Annotated in this window: 18 protein-coding genes; 12 read left to right on the top strand and 6 right to left on the bottom strand. The window is 56.3% G+C overall.

Translation table 11 applies throughout. The annotated features are described in order from the left end of the window. Entirely contained in the window at positions 1-465 is a 465-nt protein-coding gene (locus tag GOW92_RS11715) for a (2Fe-2S)-binding protein (RefSeq protein ID WP_170560807.1), read from the bottom strand. A gap of 139 nt (positions 466-604) precedes the next feature. On the opposite strand from GOW92_RS11715, the gene GOW92_RS11710 reads away from it, so the two are divergent. Then, positions 605-1,207: a TetR/AcrR family transcriptional regulator gene (locus GOW92_RS11710; RefSeq protein WP_170560806.1), complete on the top strand. Its 603-nt coding sequence runs from the start codon at positions 605-607 to the stop codon at positions 1,205-1,207. A 64-nt stretch (positions 1,208-1,271) separates the two neighbouring features. Here GOW92_RS11710 and GOW92_RS11705 read toward each other — a convergent pair whose 3' ends face one another. The 4 genes from GOW92_RS11705 to GOW92_RS11690 are packed head-to-tail and all read right to left on the bottom strand — an operon-like array spanning position 1,272 to position 5,067. Then, positions 1,272-2,060 carry a heme ABC transporter ATP-binding protein gene (locus tag GOW92_RS11705; RefSeq protein ID WP_174822503.1) on the bottom strand — a complete coding sequence of 263 codons (789 nt, stop codon included), beginning with the start codon at positions 2,058-2,060 and terminating at the stop codon, positions 1,272-1,274. Positions 2,061-2,063: 3 nt separating this feature from the next. Continuing rightward, positions 2,064-3,140: a FecCD family ABC transporter permease gene (locus GOW92_RS11700; protein ID WP_254453016.1), complete on the bottom strand. Its 1,077-nt coding sequence runs from the start codon at positions 3,138-3,140 to the stop codon at positions 2,064-2,066. Continuing rightward, a complete protein-coding gene (locus GOW92_RS11695) occupies positions 3,137-4,012 on the bottom strand; it encodes a heme/hemin ABC transporter substrate-binding protein (protein WP_170560804.1) in 876 nt (291 codons plus the stop codon). The genes GOW92_RS11700 and GOW92_RS11695 overlap by 4 nt, the downstream gene beginning before the upstream one ends. Beyond that, positions 4,012-5,067 (bottom strand): hemin-degrading factor, encoded by a 1,056-nt coding sequence (locus tag GOW92_RS11690; protein ID WP_170560803.1) that lies wholly within the window; start codon positions 5,065-5,067, stop codon positions 4,012-4,014. The genes GOW92_RS11695 and GOW92_RS11690 overlap by 1 nt, the downstream gene beginning before the upstream one ends. Positions 5,068-5,301: 234 nt before the next feature. Here GOW92_RS11690 and GOW92_RS11685 point away from each other — a divergent pair, with 234 nt between their 5' ends. From GOW92_RS11685 to GOW92_RS11660, 6 genes are read left to right on the top strand one after another with little or no spacing between them, the layout of a single operon-like run. Next, positions 5,302-7,332: a TonB-dependent receptor domain-containing protein gene (locus GOW92_RS11685; RefSeq protein WP_254453015.1), complete on the top strand. Its 2,031-nt coding sequence runs from the start codon at positions 5,302-5,304 to the stop codon at positions 7,330-7,332. Positions 7,333-7,352: 20 nt separating this feature from the next. Continuing rightward, positions 7,353-7,799 carry a hypothetical protein gene (locus tag GOW92_RS11680; protein WP_170560802.1) on the top strand — a complete coding sequence of 149 codons (447 nt, stop codon included), beginning with the start codon at positions 7,353-7,355 and terminating at the stop codon, positions 7,797-7,799. A gap of 4 nt (positions 7,800-7,803) precedes the next feature. Further along, positions 7,804-8,472 (top strand): MotA/TolQ/ExbB proton channel family protein, encoded by a 669-nt coding sequence (locus GOW92_RS11675; protein WP_170560801.1) that lies wholly within the window; start codon positions 7,804-7,806, stop codon positions 8,470-8,472. Further along, entirely contained in the window at positions 8,462-8,833 is a 372-nt protein-coding gene (locus GOW92_RS11670; RefSeq protein ID WP_170560800.1) for a biopolymer transporter ExbD, read from the top strand. The genes GOW92_RS11675 and GOW92_RS11670 overlap by 11 nt, the downstream gene beginning before the upstream one ends. Continuing rightward, positions 8,830-9,225, top strand: coding sequence for an ExbD/TolR family protein (locus tag GOW92_RS11665; protein WP_170560799.1), 396 nt, complete (start codon positions 8,830-8,832; stop codon positions 9,223-9,225). The genes GOW92_RS11670 and GOW92_RS11665 overlap by 4 nt, the downstream gene beginning before the upstream one ends. Next, on the top strand, positions 9,222-10,046 hold the full coding sequence (locus GOW92_RS11660; RefSeq protein WP_170560798.1) for an energy transducer TonB: 825 nt from the start codon (positions 9,222-9,224) through the stop codon (positions 10,044-10,046). The genes GOW92_RS11665 and GOW92_RS11660 overlap by 4 nt, the downstream gene beginning before the upstream one ends. Before the next feature lie 31 nt (positions 10,047-10,077). Here the strand turns inward: GOW92_RS11660 and GOW92_RS11655 are convergent, their stop codons facing one another. Then, positions 10,078-10,860: a FadR/GntR family transcriptional regulator gene (locus GOW92_RS11655; protein WP_170560797.1), complete on the bottom strand. Its 783-nt coding sequence runs from the start codon at positions 10,858-10,860 to the stop codon at positions 10,078-10,080. Positions 10,861-11,210: 350 nt separating this feature from the next. Here GOW92_RS11655 and GOW92_RS11650 point away from each other — a divergent pair, with 350 nt between their 5' ends. From GOW92_RS11650 to GOW92_RS11630, 5 genes are all read left to right on the top strand, one after another. Next, positions 11,211-12,260, top strand: a complete 1,050-nt coding sequence (locus GOW92_RS11650) for a TRAP transporter substrate-binding protein (RefSeq protein ID WP_170560796.1) — start codon at positions 11,211-11,213, stop codon at positions 12,258-12,260. Positions 12,261-12,374: 114 nt separating this feature from the next. Beyond that, on the top strand, positions 12,375-14,438 hold the full coding sequence (locus GOW92_RS11645; RefSeq protein ID WP_170560795.1) for a TRAP transporter large permease subunit: 2,064 nt from the start codon (positions 12,375-12,377) through the stop codon (positions 14,436-14,438). 12 nt (positions 14,439-14,450) lie between these two features. Next, positions 14,451-15,638: an alpha-hydroxy acid oxidase gene (locus GOW92_RS11640; RefSeq protein ID WP_170560794.1), complete on the top strand. Its 1,188-nt coding sequence runs from the start codon at positions 14,451-14,453 to the stop codon at positions 15,636-15,638. Continuing rightward, a complete protein-coding gene (gene dld, locus GOW92_RS11635) occupies positions 15,635-17,332 on the top strand; it encodes a D-lactate dehydrogenase (RefSeq protein WP_170560793.1) in 1,698 nt (565 codons plus the stop codon). Before GOW92_RS11640 ends, dld begins: the two co-directional genes overlap by 4 nt. Before the next feature lie 504 nt (positions 17,333-17,836). Continuing rightward, positions 17,837-18,283 (top strand): phasin family protein, encoded by a 447-nt coding sequence (locus GOW92_RS11630; RefSeq protein WP_170560792.1) that lies wholly within the window; start codon positions 17,837-17,839, stop codon positions 18,281-18,283. Positions 18,284-18,370 lie beyond the last annotated feature (87 nt).

Below are 18,370 nucleotides of genomic sequence, written 5' to 3'. Positions count from 1 at the left end.
TCAGGCCTCCAAAATTTCAGATGCGCGCTGAATACCGGCGCGAATACGTTGGTAAGTGGCGCAGCGGCAGGCGTTGCCGGCCATGTAGTCATCAATCTCTTCGACGCTGGGCTTGGGGTTTTCGGACAATAGTCCAACCGCCGACATCACCTGGCCGGACTGGCAATAGCCGCACTGGACCACATCCAGTTCCACCCAGGCCTGCTGTATGGCTGCGCCGATTTTGTCGTCTCCGACAGCCTCGATTGTGGTGATCTCAGCATCTTCGACGTCTTCGATATAGGTCTGGCATGAGCGAACAGGTTCGCCATTCAGGTGCACGGTGCACGCGCCGCAGGATGCGACGCCGCAGCCGAATTTGGTGCCGGTCAGCTTAAGTTCGTCCCGTATCACCCATAGCAGGGGCGTGCCGGGTTCGGCGTCGACCGTGTGGGTTTCGCCGTTCAGTTTTAATGTCAGTGCCATGAGGGGGCTCTCCGTGTTGGGCTGGTTACCTGAGTCGGTAAACTGGCGGGTTTACACTAAGTGAGAAATCCACGCGTGTAAACTGGAGAGTTTACGTAGTGTTTGACCTTTATCTGTCAATACGTCTATAGCTTTGGATATGAACGAATGCACAACGCCGAATGCGTCCAAACATGCTCAGATCATTGAGGCAGCCGTAGTTGAATTCCAGGAAAAGGGGTTCGCCGCTGCCAGCATGGACCGCATCTCGGCGCAGGCTGAGGTGTCAAAGCGCACTCTGTACAAGTACTTTGAAAGCAAAGAAAACTTGTTTCGATCCATCGTTTTGGAGCTGTCCAACCGGTTCGCAGCCGTGCGGGATGTCCGCTATGAAAAAGGGCGTGATATCCGGGAACAGTTGACCGATCTGGCCTGGGCCGAAGGACGCGTTCTGATGCTTCCCGAAGTGATGGCGATGGCACGGATGGTGATCAGCGAAACTTTGCGCAACCCCGATCTGGCTGCTGCTGCTCAGGGTAAGCTCGATAAAACGGCGATCTTTATCGAAATGCTGAAGGATGCCGCCGAGGACGGGCAGTTGCGGATCGAAAACCCCGAACAGGCAGGGCAGGAATTCATCGGGCTGATCAAGTCCAGAGCTTTCTGGCCGATGGTTTTTACGGGCAACGTTCTGAACGAAGCCGAGATGACCGCGACCATAGAAAGCAGCGTTGACATGATATTGAGCCGGTACGGCGTCTAGTTTCAGCACAAGAGGAAGGCGGGCATTTCAGTTTGCAAAAATGCCGCCCCCCTAAACAAGATTCTTATGCCGTCACGTTCTGCCGCATGGCTTGCGGCAGGATGAACGGAACCTGACCTTTTGGCAGGGTGCTAATCGGTAGGTCGATGCCATAGACTTGCCGCATCGTTTGGTCATTTAGAATGGCAGTTGGCGTGCCCGATCCCCAAACAGATCCTTCCGACATGACATACACATAATCTGCAAACAGCGCTGTCAGGTTCAGATCGTGCATTACCACAACAACGCCGCCGCCTTGTGTGGCAAAGTTTCTGGCAACACCCAGCACGGTGAATTGATGCGCAATGTCGAGGCTGGCAACAGGTTCGTCCAACAACAGCCATCTGGATTGCTCGTGATAGGTTGCGTCCCAGACCTGTGTCAGAACGCGGGCAAGTTGAACGCGTTGCTGTTCGCCACCTGACAGGTTCTGATACGAACGGTGTTCGAATCCCTTGAGGTCGACATGAGCCAGCGCACGGGATGGAAGGCTGTCATCTCCAGCGGCCAGTCCGTTCGCAAGACCCAGTCGGACAATCTCGAGCACAGTGAAGGGGAAGGCAACGGTTGACGATTGCGGCAGCACACCGCGCATTGCGGCCAGTTGCCAAGGCTTCAGTTCAGAAATGTCGCGCCCGTTCAGGGAAACCTTGCCTGAGGATTGAATTTCGCCAGATAAGGCTTTGAGAAAAGTTGATTTTCCCGAACCGTTCGGACCAATGATCGCCGTGACCTTTCCAGGTTCCGCTTCAAAGTCCACCCCGTGCAGAATCTCTTTCCGGCCAAGTTTGACGTGTATGTTTTCGCCCTTCATCACTTACATTCCCATAGTTCCGTGGCGCCGCAGCAGGATCCACAGGAATACCGGAGCGCCTAGGATTGCGGTTACGATACCAATCGGCAACTCAGCCGGCGCAACAATCAGGCGGCTGATCATATCGGCACACAGCAACAGACTGGCCCCCAACAGGGCCGAGTTAATCAGCAGGCGATGATGGTCTGGTCCGGTCGCCAATCGCAGCAGATGCGGAACGACGATGCCGATGAAACCAATGCCTCCGGACACCGCGACTGCAGCGCCGGTTGCGCCCGCCACCGCCAGAATGGCGATGTTTTTGCTGCGCTGAACCGGGATTCCCATGTGATGCGCAACGGCTTCGCCCATCGCCATGCCGTTTAGCGCACGAGCAAGGAACTGCGCCACAAATACCGAAATCAAGATGATCGGAGCAGCCGTTGCCGCCTTGGTCCATGTCGCGCCAGCCAGCGAGCCCATGCCCCAGAACGTCAGATCGCGCAGCTGTTGATCATCGGCCATATAGACCAGAACTCCGGACACTGCGCCTGACAATGCTCCCAACGCGATGCCGGCCAACAGCATGGTTGCAACTGACGTCTGCCCGCCGCGCGTTGAAACGCGATAGAGCAGCAAGACGGATGTCCACCCGCCCAGAAATGCCGCAACAGCGACCAGGCTGTTGCCGACCCAAGCCAGAATAGAGACGGGCAGGTAGCCACCCAGAATGATTGCGGAAATTGCTCCCAGACCAGCACCTGCACTGACGCCCACAATTCCCGGGTCGGCCAGGGGGTTGCGGAACAAACCCTGCATCACCACGCCGGAAACCGCCAGCGCGGCCCCAACCATAATCCCCAACGCCAACCGGGGCAGCCGGATGTCCCACAAGACGATCCGGTCAAGGTCCGACATTTCGCGCCCGGCGATCAGATCGGAAAATGCGGTGCGGACTGAAGCGTCTGACGCGCCAACCGAGATGCTAAAAATACTGGTGATGACCAACAGCCCCATGAGGGCCAAGGTGACCCGGCGCGCCACTATCCGTCGGTCGTGCGCCGCCACGTTCAGCCCTTCGTGGTCCATTGCAAGTGTCATGAATCACTCATTTTCTGCAACTCTGCCGACAGATCGGCAATCGCATCAGCAGTACGAGGGCCAAAGCCCAGCAGATACGCCCCCGGCATGCGGATCAGCCGCTTGTTTTGACCTGCGGGCGTCAGTTTGATGGCAGGCATGGCGAACAGCTCTTCATTGGCGGTGATGTGGTTGCCTTGCCGATCCATCATCAGGATTACGTCTGGCGCGGTTGTGGCAATCGCCTCGGGTGTCATGGGTTTGAAACCCGATACGTTGCCAGCTGCGTTCACGCCGCCAGCCAAGCGGATGATACTGTCTGCCTGTGTATCTGCGCCGCCAACCATGATGCGATTGTCCTGTGCCGATAGCACAAACAGGACCCGGGACGAGCCATCCACCGAGGCGTCGATTGCGCTTGAATGGGCCCCGTCAATCTTGGTGCCGGTTTGAACGGCAAGCTCTTCAGCGGCCTCTTCGACACCCAGTGCGGCCCCGACTGCCCGGATTTTCTCAACAACCCCGTCGCGAGAATAATCTTCGCTGATCGAAACGAACGGCACGCCAGCCTCTTTCAGAACCTCTACCGCTTCGGGCGGACCGGATCCTTCCAGCGCCACGATCAGATCGGGTTTCACCGACAAGACCCCTTCGGGAGACAGCGCGCGTATGTAGCCGACATCTGGCAGATCAAGCACATCAGTCGGATAGGTCGATGTCCGGTCCCGACCAACAAGACGATCCTGCTGACTCAAGGCGTAAACGATCTCGGTCACGGAGCTGCCAATGGCGATGATGCGGTTTGGTTCGGCGTCATCTGCTGCGATGGCTGAGGTTCCGAACGTCCCACCGACCAGCGCGATGACAGATGAGAACTTGCGAAGGGAATTCATCACGCTACCTCGGCTTCAATTTTGGATTGTAGGCCTGCCACAAGCTGATCCCAGGCCGGGCGATGATCCTTTTCGCCTGAACGGCGGCCAAAGACTTGCAGAATAAGGCCACCCTCGGCATCGAATGCCTCAACCGAAACAGCGGGGCCTCGTTGGGTGGGCTTGGAGACCGCCCATACCTCGGCAATATGGTCGGAACGCAGGTGAAGGTTGAAACGCGGATCAAGCACGTTGAACCACGGTCCCATCTGCTTGAGCGTCTCAACCGGTCCGCCGTGAATTTCAATACATCCGCGATTGCCGACGAACACCATAACTTCAAGACCTTGGTCCCGGACCTGTTCGAACAACTGGGAAACGGTTTCCGTTCGCAGTTCCCGAACAAGTGGTTCGCCAGCGATGCGGTAAGCTCCCAAGCGGTTCATTTTAAGCTTTGAGGTCAGCCGCATGAACTGATGGGTGTCGGTCATCTTGGCCCATTCGCTTCGCAATAGTTCGACTTTGTCCAGGTTTTCTTTGGCGACCTCGGTCGGCTTGCGCGCCTCAACCTCTAGCGATTGCGATTGGTCATCTGCTTTCAACTCGCGGACAAGGTCTTTCCAGTGGTTCAAGTCAGAACCCTGGCGCAGAAAGATTTTGTGTACCGCATCCCCGGCCGCATCGAAAACCTGAATGGACCGCTTAGTCCCACTTGCTGTTGCACGCTCAACCGCGAAGGCATGGACCCAATGGCTGGGGAACATGCGCAAGTCGATATCTTCGGTCAACACCATCGAAGCATGTGCACCGGAATGGTAGTTGTCGTACTGCCCGACCTTCTCAATGACGCAAGAAGGGTTGCGCGTCAGCGCCATGACTTCACCCAGCCCGTGAAGCTTTGGGAAGATGTCATCCAGGTTTGACGTTAACCGCGTCACATCTATGCCGGTAAAAGCAGCGACCAGGACCGCTTCGGTAATCCCCAGCGATTCCGCAAGGTCGCGGTCACGTTTTCCAGTATTATCAGCATAAGCTGCACGTATTTGCTCGGGGGGCAGAACCACCTGTTCCGTCATGGTTTTTTCCATCTTCGAGTGTCATGATTGGGAAGCTGGCTTTGCCTTTGACTCAGTCAGAGGCCCGCTGGCGGATGCCGTTTAAACGGTCGAGAATTTATGTTGACTGTTTTAGTCAGCTTTATTAACGAGCACAAGTCGCCAATCAACGGCGATTCCAAAAATCAAAAAGACTGACCAAGCCAGCACGGAGCAAGCATTTCCGGTCCTCTTAAAAGTTTCGAAGGGACAGAAATGCGTTCGCGGATTCAAAAGATGGGGTTGCTGGGTACGGTGTCGTGCCTCAGCATGATCGCAGCAAGCGCTTCGGCGCAGGAGCAGGATGACGGCTTCCTTGGTACGCTTGAGCTGGGTGAAAGTAAGCGGGAAATCCAGACGGATACAGCAGTGCCGATTACCAATATTGATCAGGAAGAGATCAATGATCGTCAGGCCAACACCGTAGCAGAACTGATCGACACGGTGCCCGGTGTGACGCTGGTCAACGGTTCAACACCGCAGGGTTCGGGGATCAACATTCGGGGCTTTGGTGCTAACAGTACCTTCGGGACAGACCAAAAAGTGCTGATCCTGGTCGATGGGGCGACAACCGGAGCAGAAGAGCTGTATCGGATCGGCAACCAGTTGTTCACCGACCCGCAGTTGTACAAAAGCGTTTCGGTAATCCGCGGCACAGTGGGATCGTTTGAATACGGTTCGGGTGTCGTTGGCGGCGTGGTTCAGTTGGAAACCAAAGACGCGTCAGATTTCACCGGTGGTGAGCCGGGATTCCGGTTCCGCCAAACGCTGGAGGGCTATTCCAATGGTAACGGCTTTGCGTCCTCGTCGATCCTGGCCTGGCAACCCAACCGTCAGACCGAATTCCTGTTCAACTACACCTACCGTGACCAGGACGATCAGAAGGACGGCAATGGCGATACGATCGGCAACAGTGCCTTTACGCTGCCGTCGCTTCTGGCAAAGGGTAAATACAGCTTTGGTGACGACCTAGAGCACTCGATCACCGCGTCATATAACCAGTCGACCTCGGAAGAGCGGGATGTGCCGTATGACTCGTTCGGCACGACATCGGATTCATTTGGTAACGTAGACCGTGATATCGAGACGAAAATCGGCATTCTGCGATATCAGTACCGCCCGGCTGGCAACGACCTGATCGATCTGGATGTGAATTTCAGCTACTCGGAACAGAAGATCGACAGTTCTTATGTTCCCGGGTCTTCCAGCCTCGAAGGAACGCCATTCTTCCCAAGCATTCGCGGGCTGGCCGATGCAACCCACAATTATGAAACAACGAAGCTGACGATCAAAAATACGTCCTACTTCCAGACTGGAGTCGCCTCGCACGATCTGCGCGCCGGGATCGAGTTCATCAATCGCGAGCGTCTGGACGCGCCGTCGGCCCCTGGTGGCACCGACCGCAGGGTCGCCTTGTTTGCTGTTGACGACATCCAGATTGGCGACCAGCTGACCATTACACCGGCCATTCGGTACGAGACGCAGGATATCAAAGGTGACGGCGATGCGCCTGCGCCGCGCAACGAAAGCTATGACAACGACGCCCTGATGAGCGGTTTGTCTGCGCGATACGAATTTGCCAGTGGTTTCGCTGTGTTCGGCGGCGGTGCATACACGGAAAGCCTGCCGATTATCGACGATCTGGGCACACCCGCGTACATGACCCAGCCCGAAAAATCGCGCACATGGGAAGCAGGGTTCTCGTATAACCGAGGCGATGTTTTTGCCGCAGGCGACGTGGTCCGGGCCAAGGTCAACTTTTACAAAACCGATCTGTGGGACATCACGTCTTACGTGTCTGGTAGCCCTTCGCGGCCCTTGCAGGAAGTTGAAACCAAAGGCGTGGAAATCGAAGCGTCCTATGCCAGTGCGGCTGGTTACTATGTCGACTTCAATGCAAACATCGTCAAAGGAACCGAGACCAGCTCGCTTGGCGTGGATTCGCCTTGGCGGAATGAGCCGACAGACTCTGCACGCGTGACCGTTGGCAAACGCTTTGGTGAAACACTGGACGTCAGTTGGGAGCTTTTCGGAGCCAAATCCGGCACCGATTCCAGCGGCGATCCAGTTGCCGGCTACGGCGTGAATACCCTGCGGGCGACCTATCTGCCGCAAGAGGGTGCATTCCAGGGCTTCGAGGTCCGCGCAGGTATCGAAAACATCTTCGACAAGAACTATCTGCCGAACCTTTCGACCCGCAACTCACCAGGCCGGAACTTCAAGCTGACTCTGGCTAAAACCTTCTGATCCAAGCGAAAGGACCAGTCATGCAAACATCCATAAAAAGAAATGCTCGGGTGGTCCTGCTGACCCTGCTCCCATTTTTGGGGGCAGGGTATGTCAGCGCAGACGAAACGCAAAAGCCCGGCGGCGTGACGATTGAGCTCAGCAACGCTGAGGCAAAGGGCGAAAATTGCCTGCTGAGCTTTGTTGCTGAAAACGCCTATGAAATCGATATCGACGGCGCTGTCTATGAGACCGTTCTTTTTGGCGCTGAAGGTCAGGTGACCCTTATGACATTGCTGGACTTTGCGGAACTACCTTCAGGCAAACCTCGCGTAAGGCAATTCCAGTTCAACGACATGGCGTGTGATCAGATCAGCCGAATTCTGATCAACGGTGTGCAGGAATGCGAGACCCAATCCGATCTGGCAGATGCCTGCATGTCCGGGTTGACGCTCACAAGCCGTCTTGAAACCGAAGTGATTGGGTGAATTTATGGACGCAGTTATAAGAAAAATATCGGAAATTCTGGATTTAGGTGGGCCGGTTGTCGCCATCTTGATCGCGACTTCAATCGCAACGCTCTCATTGGTTTTGTACAAACTGTGGCAGTTCCGCGCCGCAGGGGTCGGTCGTCATATTGAGCTTTCGCGCGCCATTCAGGCCTGGGATCGTCAAGACCTTGCTGAAACCAGGGCGCATCTGGGCAAAAGCCGCAGCTACCTGGCTCCGGTGATCGCCATGGCCTTATCAGGTGAGGATCGCACCCTGTCCGAGCGTACCGACGCTGAAGCCGAAGCGCGGTTCGCTCAACTTGAGCAAGGGTTCAACGTATTGGATATGGTGGCCCAACTTGCGCCGCTTCTGGGCTTGTTCGGGACCGTTCTGGGTATGATCGAAGCGTTCCAAACCCTTCAGGGGGCGGGCAATTCCGTTGATCCATCGCTGCTCGCCGGTGGCATTTGGGTGGCCCTGTTGACAACCGCTGCCGGACTTGCGGTCGCGATGCCGACTTCGATGGTTCTGACGTGGTTCGAGGCGCGCATGAACCGAGAGCGTAGTTTTGCCAACCGTGCATTGAGAACGGTGTTTGCACCGGGGTATGCCGAGGATGGGCCCGAAAACGAGAAATCACCGCAGCCGATGTTCATTCATGGCACTTAACGTTCGCAGAAAACGGCGCAGACGCCTGTCGATGACTTCCCTGATCGACGTCATTTTCCTGCTGCTTTTGTTCTTCATGCTTACGTCAACGTTTTCAAAGTATGGCGAAATCGAATTCGCCACCGCTGCCGCCGGAGGCACAGAAACAGACCGGGCAATCCGTTTTGTCAAACTCGAAGCCAACCGCATTCTGGTGGATGGCTCTTCTGCCGCGTTCGAAGATGTGGCCGCGGTTATGGCGGCTGGAAAGCCTCAAATCGCGCTGATCAGTCTTGGACAGGACGCAACTTCGCAACAATTGATCGACCTGCTTTCAGTTCTGAGCGGTGTAAAGCAGTTGCGCGCACAGGTGATCGGATGATTCAGCTGAAGCCCAAAGCAAAACAGGGCCGAGAGCCGACGATCGCACTGATCAATGTCGTCTTTTTGATGCTTATTTTCTTCATGATTGCCGGCACACTTGCGCCTCCGTTGAGCCAATCGGTGAAGCTGGTGGAAACAAGTGACCTGGAAGGTCGTGAGCCACCCGACGCTTTGGTCATCCGGAGCAACGGTACGTTGGAATACCGGGGTGCCGAGTTGACCGGTGTTGAGGCGTATGTTGAACGCGCATCGATCAATCTGCCGCTGGATGACGTTCGCGTTGTGCCGGATCGGGCTTTGCCTGCTGTTCGGCTGAAAGAGGTCAGTGATGCATTGAGAGCTCTGGGCGCCAAACGGGTCTATGTGGTCGCCGAAAGGGGCTTGCAATGATACCCAGATCCCGCGCCGTTGCCGTTGCCGCCCTGGCATTGGCTGCAGCAACCCATGTTCTTGCCCTGAACGACTTTTCTGTAGGTGAAACGGTGCTTGTCGAAGGCGGCGGCTCGGGCGAGGTTGCTGCGTTGGGGGATGCCTTCAAGGACTATGTGACCGGGGCGACCGCTTCGGCACCCGCCACTGCGCATCAACCAGCAGTGACACCGACACAGCAACACGCCGCAGTTAGTCCGACATCTCAGGCCCAGGTGGCAATTTCCACAGAAACCGACCATACCGTCACAAACAGCACGGCGGTCGTTCCGGTGACCCGTGTGCAAAAACCTGTCGACGCGCAAAAAGCAGAACCCGCGAAGGTTCCGCCAAAGACTGAGGTGGTCGCACAGACCCCAGACCAAAAACCGGCAGAGCCGACGAAACAAAAGGTCGATCAGGTCGCTTCGCAGGCGGGGAACTCTGAAAAAAGCGCGAAGAAAGGCAATGCGTCGGGAAAAACCAGCGAAGGTGCTGCGACGGCCAAAAAGTCAACGTCCACGGCGGCCGGGCAGGGTAATGCCGAAGTCAGCAATTACAGAGGGCACGTGATGCGCAAGATCACTCGCGCCCGGCGCAAGAATGTCAATATTCGCGGCGCGGTGCTGGTGAGCTTTCGGATCGGCGACAATGGTGCGCTGGTCAGTGTCATAGTCAAACGCAGCTCGGGATCGAAACGTCTGGATCAGGTGGCGCTTGCTCAGGTGCGCGCGGCAGCTCCTTTTCAGCCACCTCCGGCCGCAGCCCGTCGCGACTACATGATTGAGATCATCGGAAAATAGGCACGGCCTGAGCGACTGTGCCACTTCGGGATCAGGCTTTTGGATCAGACAGAATGCGACGCTTTTCAGCCATCGCTTCGCGGCGGCGTCTTTCCATACCCAGCTTGAATGACTCCTCGACAAAGTCGATGTGGTCATGGGCGGCCTTTACCGCGCGGGTTTCGTCACCTTCAATGACCGCCATTCCAAGTTCGCGATGTTGCTCCATCAAAAGCTTGCCTGTGCCGTCGATGGTTTTCAGGAAATCACGGTTGTAGAATACGCCTTGGCGTGTGAGCTCGTAGATCGAAGCCATCATGTGAATAAGGGTCGCGTTCTGACTGGCGTCTACAATTGCGGCGTGCAGGGCAAAGTCAGCCTCTCGTGAGGCCAATGCGTCCTTTTCGCGCCACGCACGCTCATCCTCGGCCAGGATTTCGGTAATCCGTTCTATATCCGCTTTGGTCGCCCGCCGCGCGGCAAGTTTGGCGGCAAAACCCTCTTGCTCGCGTCGATATTCGAGATAGTCGAAAAACGCAGGTTCATGGCGTTCGTACAGCGCCAAAAGGGCAGGGAGCATGGCACTGCCAGTCAATGCTGCAACAAAGGTGCCTTCACCATGCTGTGTTGTCACCAGACCGCGCTCTTCGAGAACCGCTAGCGCCTCACGTAGTTTGGGGCGGGAGACGCGCAAGGTTTCCGCTAGATCGCGTTCCGATGGCAGCTTTCGGCCCTGTTTGAGTATCCCTGAGGCAATCAGATCTTCAATCTGAGCCACCACCGCGTCTGAGAGTGATTCGTGTCCGATTGGTTCAAAAATCGCAGTTGTGTTCATCGTGGTTTTGCCTCTCTGAAGAAGATTTCAGAACCTATTTGGTAAATAAAAGTAACCTTTGATTGAATATTTTTCAACAGCGGACTTTCTTGCCTAGGTCCACGGGTTTTTGAAGCGCAACTGCCTACCAATAAACAATAAAGAAGATCTTTTCCGCCCAGAACGCTTCGCTGCGTGGTTCTCGAGCAAACACGTCACTTTCCCATTCAAGGCTTAAATTGTGCGATCCATTGGTAAACAAAGTTGTTGACTGATATATCTGGTAAACTTTATTTACCAATGTGGGCGCTGAACGTCTGGCGCCACACATTTATCGGACAGCACGTCCGACCGACCCTGGAGGAGATTTCATGAAAAAGACCCTGACGAGCCTTGCTGTGGCGGCCAGCCTGATGGCGGCGCCTGCGGTTGCCGCCGATAAGCTGCTGCTAAAAACCCCGATCGCGTTCTCGACTGAACTGCCGGGCCTTGGCTCACCAATCCCACGTGTTGCCGAACAGCTTGACCTGATGTCCGGCGGAACGCTGAAGATGAAGGTGTATGAGCCGGGTAAGCTGGTCCCGCCTTTTGAAATTCTCGATGCAGTGTCTACCGGCAAGATCAATTCAGGCTATACCACCGCAGGTTACTGGGCGGGCAAGATCCCCGCGGCACCTCTGTTCTCGGCCGTTCCGTTCGGACCCGAGGCGGGCGAATACATGGCTTGGCTTTACTACGGCAACGGCATGTCGCTGTATCAAGAGATGTACGATCAAGCGGGCTATAACGTTCACGTCATCCCCTGCGCTGTCATCGCCCCGGAAACGTCCGGCTGGTTCGCGACCGAGATCAATTCGCCCGACGATCTGAACGGCCTGAAAATGCGCTTCTTTGGTTTGGGCGGTAAGGTTATGCAGAAACTGGGTGTGGCAACCTCGTTGCTGCCAGGCGGTGAGATTTTCCCCGCGCTTGAAAAAGGCGCTATCGACGCAACCGAGTTTTCGATGCCAGCCATCGACGCGCGTCTGGGCTTTCATAAACTGGTCAAGTTCAACTATTTCCCCGGCTGGCACCAGCAGGCGACCGTGTTCGAGTTGATGATCAACAAGGATGTCTGGAACGAAACCAGCGAGCAGCACAAGGCGATCATCGAAAACGCCTGTAAGGCATCGATGGCTGACAGCTTTGCCGAAGGTGAGGCCATTCAGCACGCAGCCCTGATCGACAACGTCGAAAACAACGGTGTCACTATCAAACAATGGTCGCCCGAGATGCTGGATACCTTTCGCGCCACCTGGGATGAGGTTGCCGCCGAAGAGGCCGCCAACGATGCCTTCTTTGCCAAGGTTCTGTCCGACATGAATGAGTTCCGCGACGGATATGTGCTTTGGAAAACCAACGCGTTCCTCCCCCGTCAGTAACCTGATTTGCTGACGCGTCCGGGGCAGGGACAACTCTGCCTCGGACATTATCAGGATTTTGAACCTGCATTCCCTTGACCGCGCCCGCGCTGGTCAACTGAGCGAGGATTACCCATGGCCACGCAAAAGAACCTCAATGATCCGGTCGAAGCCTATGAAGGCATCCTGGAGCACCCCGAAACTGACCGCCAAAAAATCGCCGTTGCTATTGATACTGGTGTAAAAACCGTCGGGCACGTGGTGATGTGGGCCAATGTCCTTTTGATGGCCGCGATCTTCAGTCAGGTCTCGCTGCGCTATTTGTTCAGCCAAAACTATCCCAAACTGGACGAGATCCAGTGGCACTTTTACGGCATCGTCACGATGATCGGCATTTCCTATGCCTTGATCACGGACAGCCATGTTCGCGTCGATGTCCTGCACATGCAGCTTTCTCGCCGGGCGCAGCGTGTGATCGAAGTGATCGGCATTCTGACCCTGCTGACTCCATTCATCTATCTGATGATCGACCAAGGGTATGATTATTTCTACGAAAGCTTCCGCGTAAGCGAGCGCTCGGACAGCCCCACTGGTCTGCCTGCGCGTTGGGCATTCAAGGCGGTCATTCCGATCAGTTTCGTTCTGCTGGGTTTGGCCGCATTGGCGCGGCTGATCCATGATGGGCACGCGTTGATGTACGGACCGGCATCGGAGCGCGAAGGCGCATCGCTGCGTCGCATTCTGCTGGTCCTTGCTGTATTCGCAGCTGTCTGCGTTGGCCTGACATTTTTGGTCGAAACGACCGAGGAAAAACTAGTCATCGCAATGTTCCTGACATTCATTGCGCTGCTTTTTACAGGATATCCTGTGGCCTGGGTGCTGGCCGGGGTCGGCGTCGCCTATTGCGGGCTGGCCTATCTTTTTGACAACGACCTGATGCTGTGGACAGGGCTTGAGAGCACCTTTACCGGGCTCGACTATCTGACGTTGGGCGCAGTGGTGAACCGGGTCTATGCGACCATGTCCAACGCGGTTCTGGTGGCGTTGCCGATGTTCATCTTTATGGGGCTGATGCTGGACGAAAGCGGGGTAGCCGAACGTCTGATGTCTTCGATGCAGCGCCTGTTTGGCACCGTGCGTGGCGGTCTGGCGATCACGGTCACGCTGATCGGGATCATTCTGGCAGCCTCTACGGGCATCATCGGTGCCTCCGTTGTGCTGCTGGGCGTTCTGTCACTGCCGTCGATGATGCAGCAGAAGTATCAGCCCACCTTGGCCGCTGGGGTGGTTTCAGCCTCTGGCACGCTGGGTATCCTGATCCCGCCGTCAATCATGCTGGTGATCATGGCAGACCAGATGGCTTTGTCTGTGGGCGATCTGTTCATGGCTGCGGTCTTCCCGGGCGTCATCATCGGTGGCCTGTACCTGACTTACATCTTCATCCTGGCAATGGTGAAGCGCGATGCGGCTCCTGTGCCCGAGGGGGCAACGGCCCCAGACTGGGCCGCCGTGAAGGACGTTCTGATCGCAGTCATACCGACGCTATTGCTGATCCTTGCGGTTCTGGGTTCAATCTTTGCCGGCCTGACCACACCAACCGAAGCCTCGGGGATCGGTGCGCTGGGCGCGACGCTGTTGGCGCTGGGGTATCGCAAATTGACGTTCGCCAAACTTTGGAACGTATTGGTATCGACTTTCAACACCACCGCCTACATCTTTGCGATCTTCCTGGGAGCGACGGTATTCTCTTATGTCCTGCGGGAACTCGGTGGGGATGAGTTGATTGAACATGTCGTGCAGTCCACCGGGTTTGGGGCCAATGGCACGATCCTGTTCATCCTGTTCATTGTCTTCCTGCTGGGCTTTGTGCTGGACTGGATCGAGATCACGCTGATCGTGCTGCCCCTGATGCGCCCCATCGTAAATGGGCTGGGCATCGACATCCCAGGTTTCGGTGTTCTGGATGAACCAGCCTTGGTGTGGTTCGTCATTCTGGTGGCGGTGACGCTGCAGACCAGCTTCCTGACGCCGCCTGTGGGTTTCGCGTTGTTCTATCTCAAGGGCGTCTGCCCGCCCGAGATAAAACTGACCCATATCTACAAGGGCATTATTCCGTTTGTCTTACTGCAATTGACCGGGCTGGCGCTTGTTTTCCTGTGGCCCACGCTTGCCACCTGGCTGCCATCCGTCGCCTATTAAGGAGGAAGAGACATGCGTCTGAAAGATTGCCATAACTTCCAGGACTTCCGTAGGCTGGCCAAGCGCCGCCTGCCGGGGCCGATCTTTAACTACATCGACGGCGGCGCGGACGATGAAGTGACGTATCGCGAAAACACCCGGACGTTTGAGCGGTGTGATCTGTTGCCCTCTGTTCTGCGCGGGGTGAAAGACGTGGACATGTCCGTCACCGTCATGGGGCAAAAGTTGGACATGCCGATCTATTGCTCGCCGACTGCGCTGCAACGATTGTTCCACCATCAAGGGGAGCGTGCCGTGGCCGCGGCTGCCGAGAAATATGGCACCATGTTCGGTGTGTCGTCTCTGGGCACGGTGTCGATGGAAGAACTGCGGCAAAAGCACAAGAACCCGCAAGTCTATCAGTTCTATTTTCACAAAGACCGCGGGCTGAACTCTGCCATGATGCAACGCGCCAAGGAGACTGGCGTCGAGGTGATGATGCTGACCGTCGACAGCATCACCGGCGGCAATCGTGAACGTGACTTGCGAACGGGTTTCTCGATCCCGTTCCGCCTGACACTGGGTGGGATGATCCAATTCGCGATCAAACCGATGTGGGGCATCAATTATGTCACGCATGAAAAGTTCCGCCTGCCGCAACTGGATGAGCATGTGGATATGGGTGGCAGTGCCAGCTCGATCGGCGGCTATTTCACCGACATGCTGGACCCTTCCATGGATTGGGAGGATGTGGCCGCCATGGTACGCGAATGGGACGGCCAATTCTGCCTTAAGGGGATCATGACGGTCGAGGATGCCCGCCGCGCGGCTGAAATCGGGTGCACCGGAATCATCCTTTCAAACCACGGCGGTCGCCAGTTGGACGGCTCGCGCACGCCGTTCGACCAACTGGCCGAGATCGTGGATGCGGTCGGCGACCGCGTGGATGTTATGATGGACAGCGGTATTCAGCGCGGGACCCATGTACTCAAAGCGCTGTCGTTGGGGGCCAAGGCAGTTGGGGTAGGGCGACATTATCTGTACCCGTTGGCGGCTGCCGGCCAGCCGGGTGTCGAACGAGCGCTTGGGCTGATGCGCGCCGAGATCGAGCGCGACATGAAGCTGATGGGCGTTACGCGAATTGATCAGCTGTCGTGCAGCAACCTGCGCTTTCGCGATACAGCGACAGGACTGGGCGACCCGCATCGGAGCGCAGCATGAACAACGAAGCCCTAGTCTCCGAGTTTCGTGCCATCGTCGGCTCGCGCCACGTTTTGACTGGCGACCGCGCAACTGAGCGGTTCCGCCGTGGGTTCAGATCAGGGCAGGGCGGGGCACTGTGCGTCGTGCAACCCGGTACTCTGCTGGAGCAGTGGAAAGCCCTGCAGGCCTGCGTCGCCGCTGACAAGATCGTCATCATGCAGGCATCAAATACGGGCCTGACCGAGGGATCCACGCCAAAAAGTGGGTACGACCGCGATGTAGTTCTCATCAACGTTGGTCGGATGAAAGGGCTGCATCTGTTGCAGGACGGGCAGCAGGTTCTCAGCCTGCCCGGCGCGTCGTTGTTTGAGCTGGAAAAGAGGCTGCGACCGCTTGGGCGAACACCTCATTCGGTGATTGGCTCATCCAGTATCGGTGCCTCAATCCTAGGTGGGGTTTGCAACAACTCCGGCGGCTCGCTGTGCGAGCGTGGCCCCAGTTACACCGAGCTGGCCTTGTTCGCTCAGATCACAGCAGACGGGGAGTTGAAGCTGGTCAACCATCTGGGTCTGGACCTGGGCGACACACCCGAAGAAATTCTGACCCGGGTTGAAGCCGGCGATTTCGAGATGAATGCCCCGACGCCGCAAGGCCGCCATGCCTCTGACCCGGACTACACCACGATCCTGCGGGATGTCGACGCGGACACGCCGTCGCGGTACAACAACGACGACCGACTACTGTACGAAGTGTCAGGTTGCGCGGGTAAACTAGCGGTCTTTGCGGTCCGGCTTGATACATTCCCGATCTATGAGCGTGAGCAGGTCTTTTACATCGGTACAAACGACCCTGCTGACCTGACCGACTTGCGGCGCCATATCTTGACGCGCTTTAAGACCCTGCCTGTTTCCGCTGAATATGTGCATCGCGAATGCTTCGACATCGCCGCGGAATACGGCAAGGATACCTTGGTAATGATCGACAAGTTGGGGACTGACCGGCTGCCGATGTTTTTTGCTTTGAAGGGGGCAGTGGATTCGCGCCTGAACAAGTTTTCGCTGACGCGCGGTTTCACCGACAAGTTCATGCAGGTTGCCTCAAAACTCTGGCCTGAGCATCTGCCGAGGTTTTTGTATGAGTACCGCGATAAGTACGAACACCATCTCATCCTGAAAATGCATGACGGTGGTATCGAAGAGGCGGCTGCATTTCTTCCGGAATTCTTCGGCTCCCGAAGTGCTGAATTCGTCAGCTGTACACCGCGTGATGCCAAGATCGCCGGGCTGCATCGTTTTGCAGCTGCAGGTGCTGCCGTGCGATACGGCCACGTCCATTCAGATGAAGTCGAAGAAATACTTGCGCTGGATATCGCGCTGCGTCGCGACGATCGAGATTGGTTTGAAACTCTGCCACCTGAAATTGCCGATCAATTGGTGGGCAAAGTCTATTATGGCCACTTGATGTGTCACGTGATGCATCAGGATTACATTGTCAAAAAGGGGTGCGATCCTAAGGCGATCAAGGCTGCGATGCTCAAGATCCTGGATGAGCGCGGGGCAGAATACCCAGCCGAGCATAATGTTGGACATCTGTACAAGGCCAAGCCGGATCTGGCTGAACATTACAGGCGCTGCGATCCGACCAATTCCTTTAATCCGGGTATCGGTAAAATGTCGAAGACCCGAAATTACGCTGGCGACATCCCCGGGTAATCAAAGCGCATATTCTTGTGCGATGTTCGCATCCTGACCACGCTGCTGCGTGCCAAGGGGATGGGCAAGAATGTGGTGGTGATTGTTTCGGGCGACAGTCTGACCTTCGAGACGGAGTAACTGCTGCGCTCGGTTGGGATCTGCACCCGGGAGCAGAACAACACCCCTGAAGATGCAGATCAAATGACGTTCCACAGGGCAAGAAACAACTTTCTGGGTATGCAGGTTGGTGTCCACTCAGTCAGTCTCATCTTGTTCTGGCTGAAGAAGCGGTCGGGTAAACAGGTGCCCGCGCGAGCGACCGGCGATTCGGCCCATCCCGCCCTGGCCCCGGCACCGGGGACCTATGTGCGGGTCAAGGCAAGTATTTGATTTCAATGCATCCCGTAGAATTATTCTGCAGTGCAGCAAGAAAAATCTTGCAATGCTGCGCTGCGGCAACCATATTGTCCTCAAGCTGATGAAAGCCGGGGTGGGCCCGGTTCGGCAAAAGGATTTAAGACAATGGCAAAGACGCAAGATTTCACCGCGACCCTGAAAGACGTTATGGGCGCGTTCCCTGTTGACACCGCCGCTCTGGAAGGTGCTTTCAAATCGACCGCGACGCTGAACGAAAAGCTGTCGGGTGTTGCACTGGAAGCGGCTGAAAAGTCGGCTGAGATCTCGAATAAATGGACCAAGGACACCCTGGCCAAGCTGACCGAGATGTCGAAAGCCAAGGCAGAGCCTGCTGACTACGCCAAGGCAGCAACCGACTTCGCCAGCGCATCGGCTGAAGTTGCAGCTGAAAACATGGCGGCCTTCGCTGAGATCGCGAAAAAAGTTCAGTCCGAAACCGTTGAGCTGCTGATGGCGGCTGGCAAAGACGCAGCCGAAGACGCAACCGCGGCCGTCAAAAAAGCCACCAACGACGTGACTGCAGCTGCCAAGAAAGCTGCTGCTGCCAAGTAAGCAAACGCCGCGAGGCGCACCCACTCCTCCCAATCGGTGCTATCGCGCTGGGCAGGTCGAAAGACCTGCCCTTTCTTTTTGTGCTGC

Source organism: Ruegeria atlantica (assembly GCF_013032505.1).
GTDB classification, from domain to species: Bacteria; Pseudomonadota; Alphaproteobacteria; order Rhodobacterales; family Rhodobacteraceae; genus Ruegeria; species Ruegeria atlantica_F.
The sequence above is the reverse complement of the archived record's forward strand: the minus strand, read 5'-3'. Positions and strand labels throughout refer to the sequence as shown.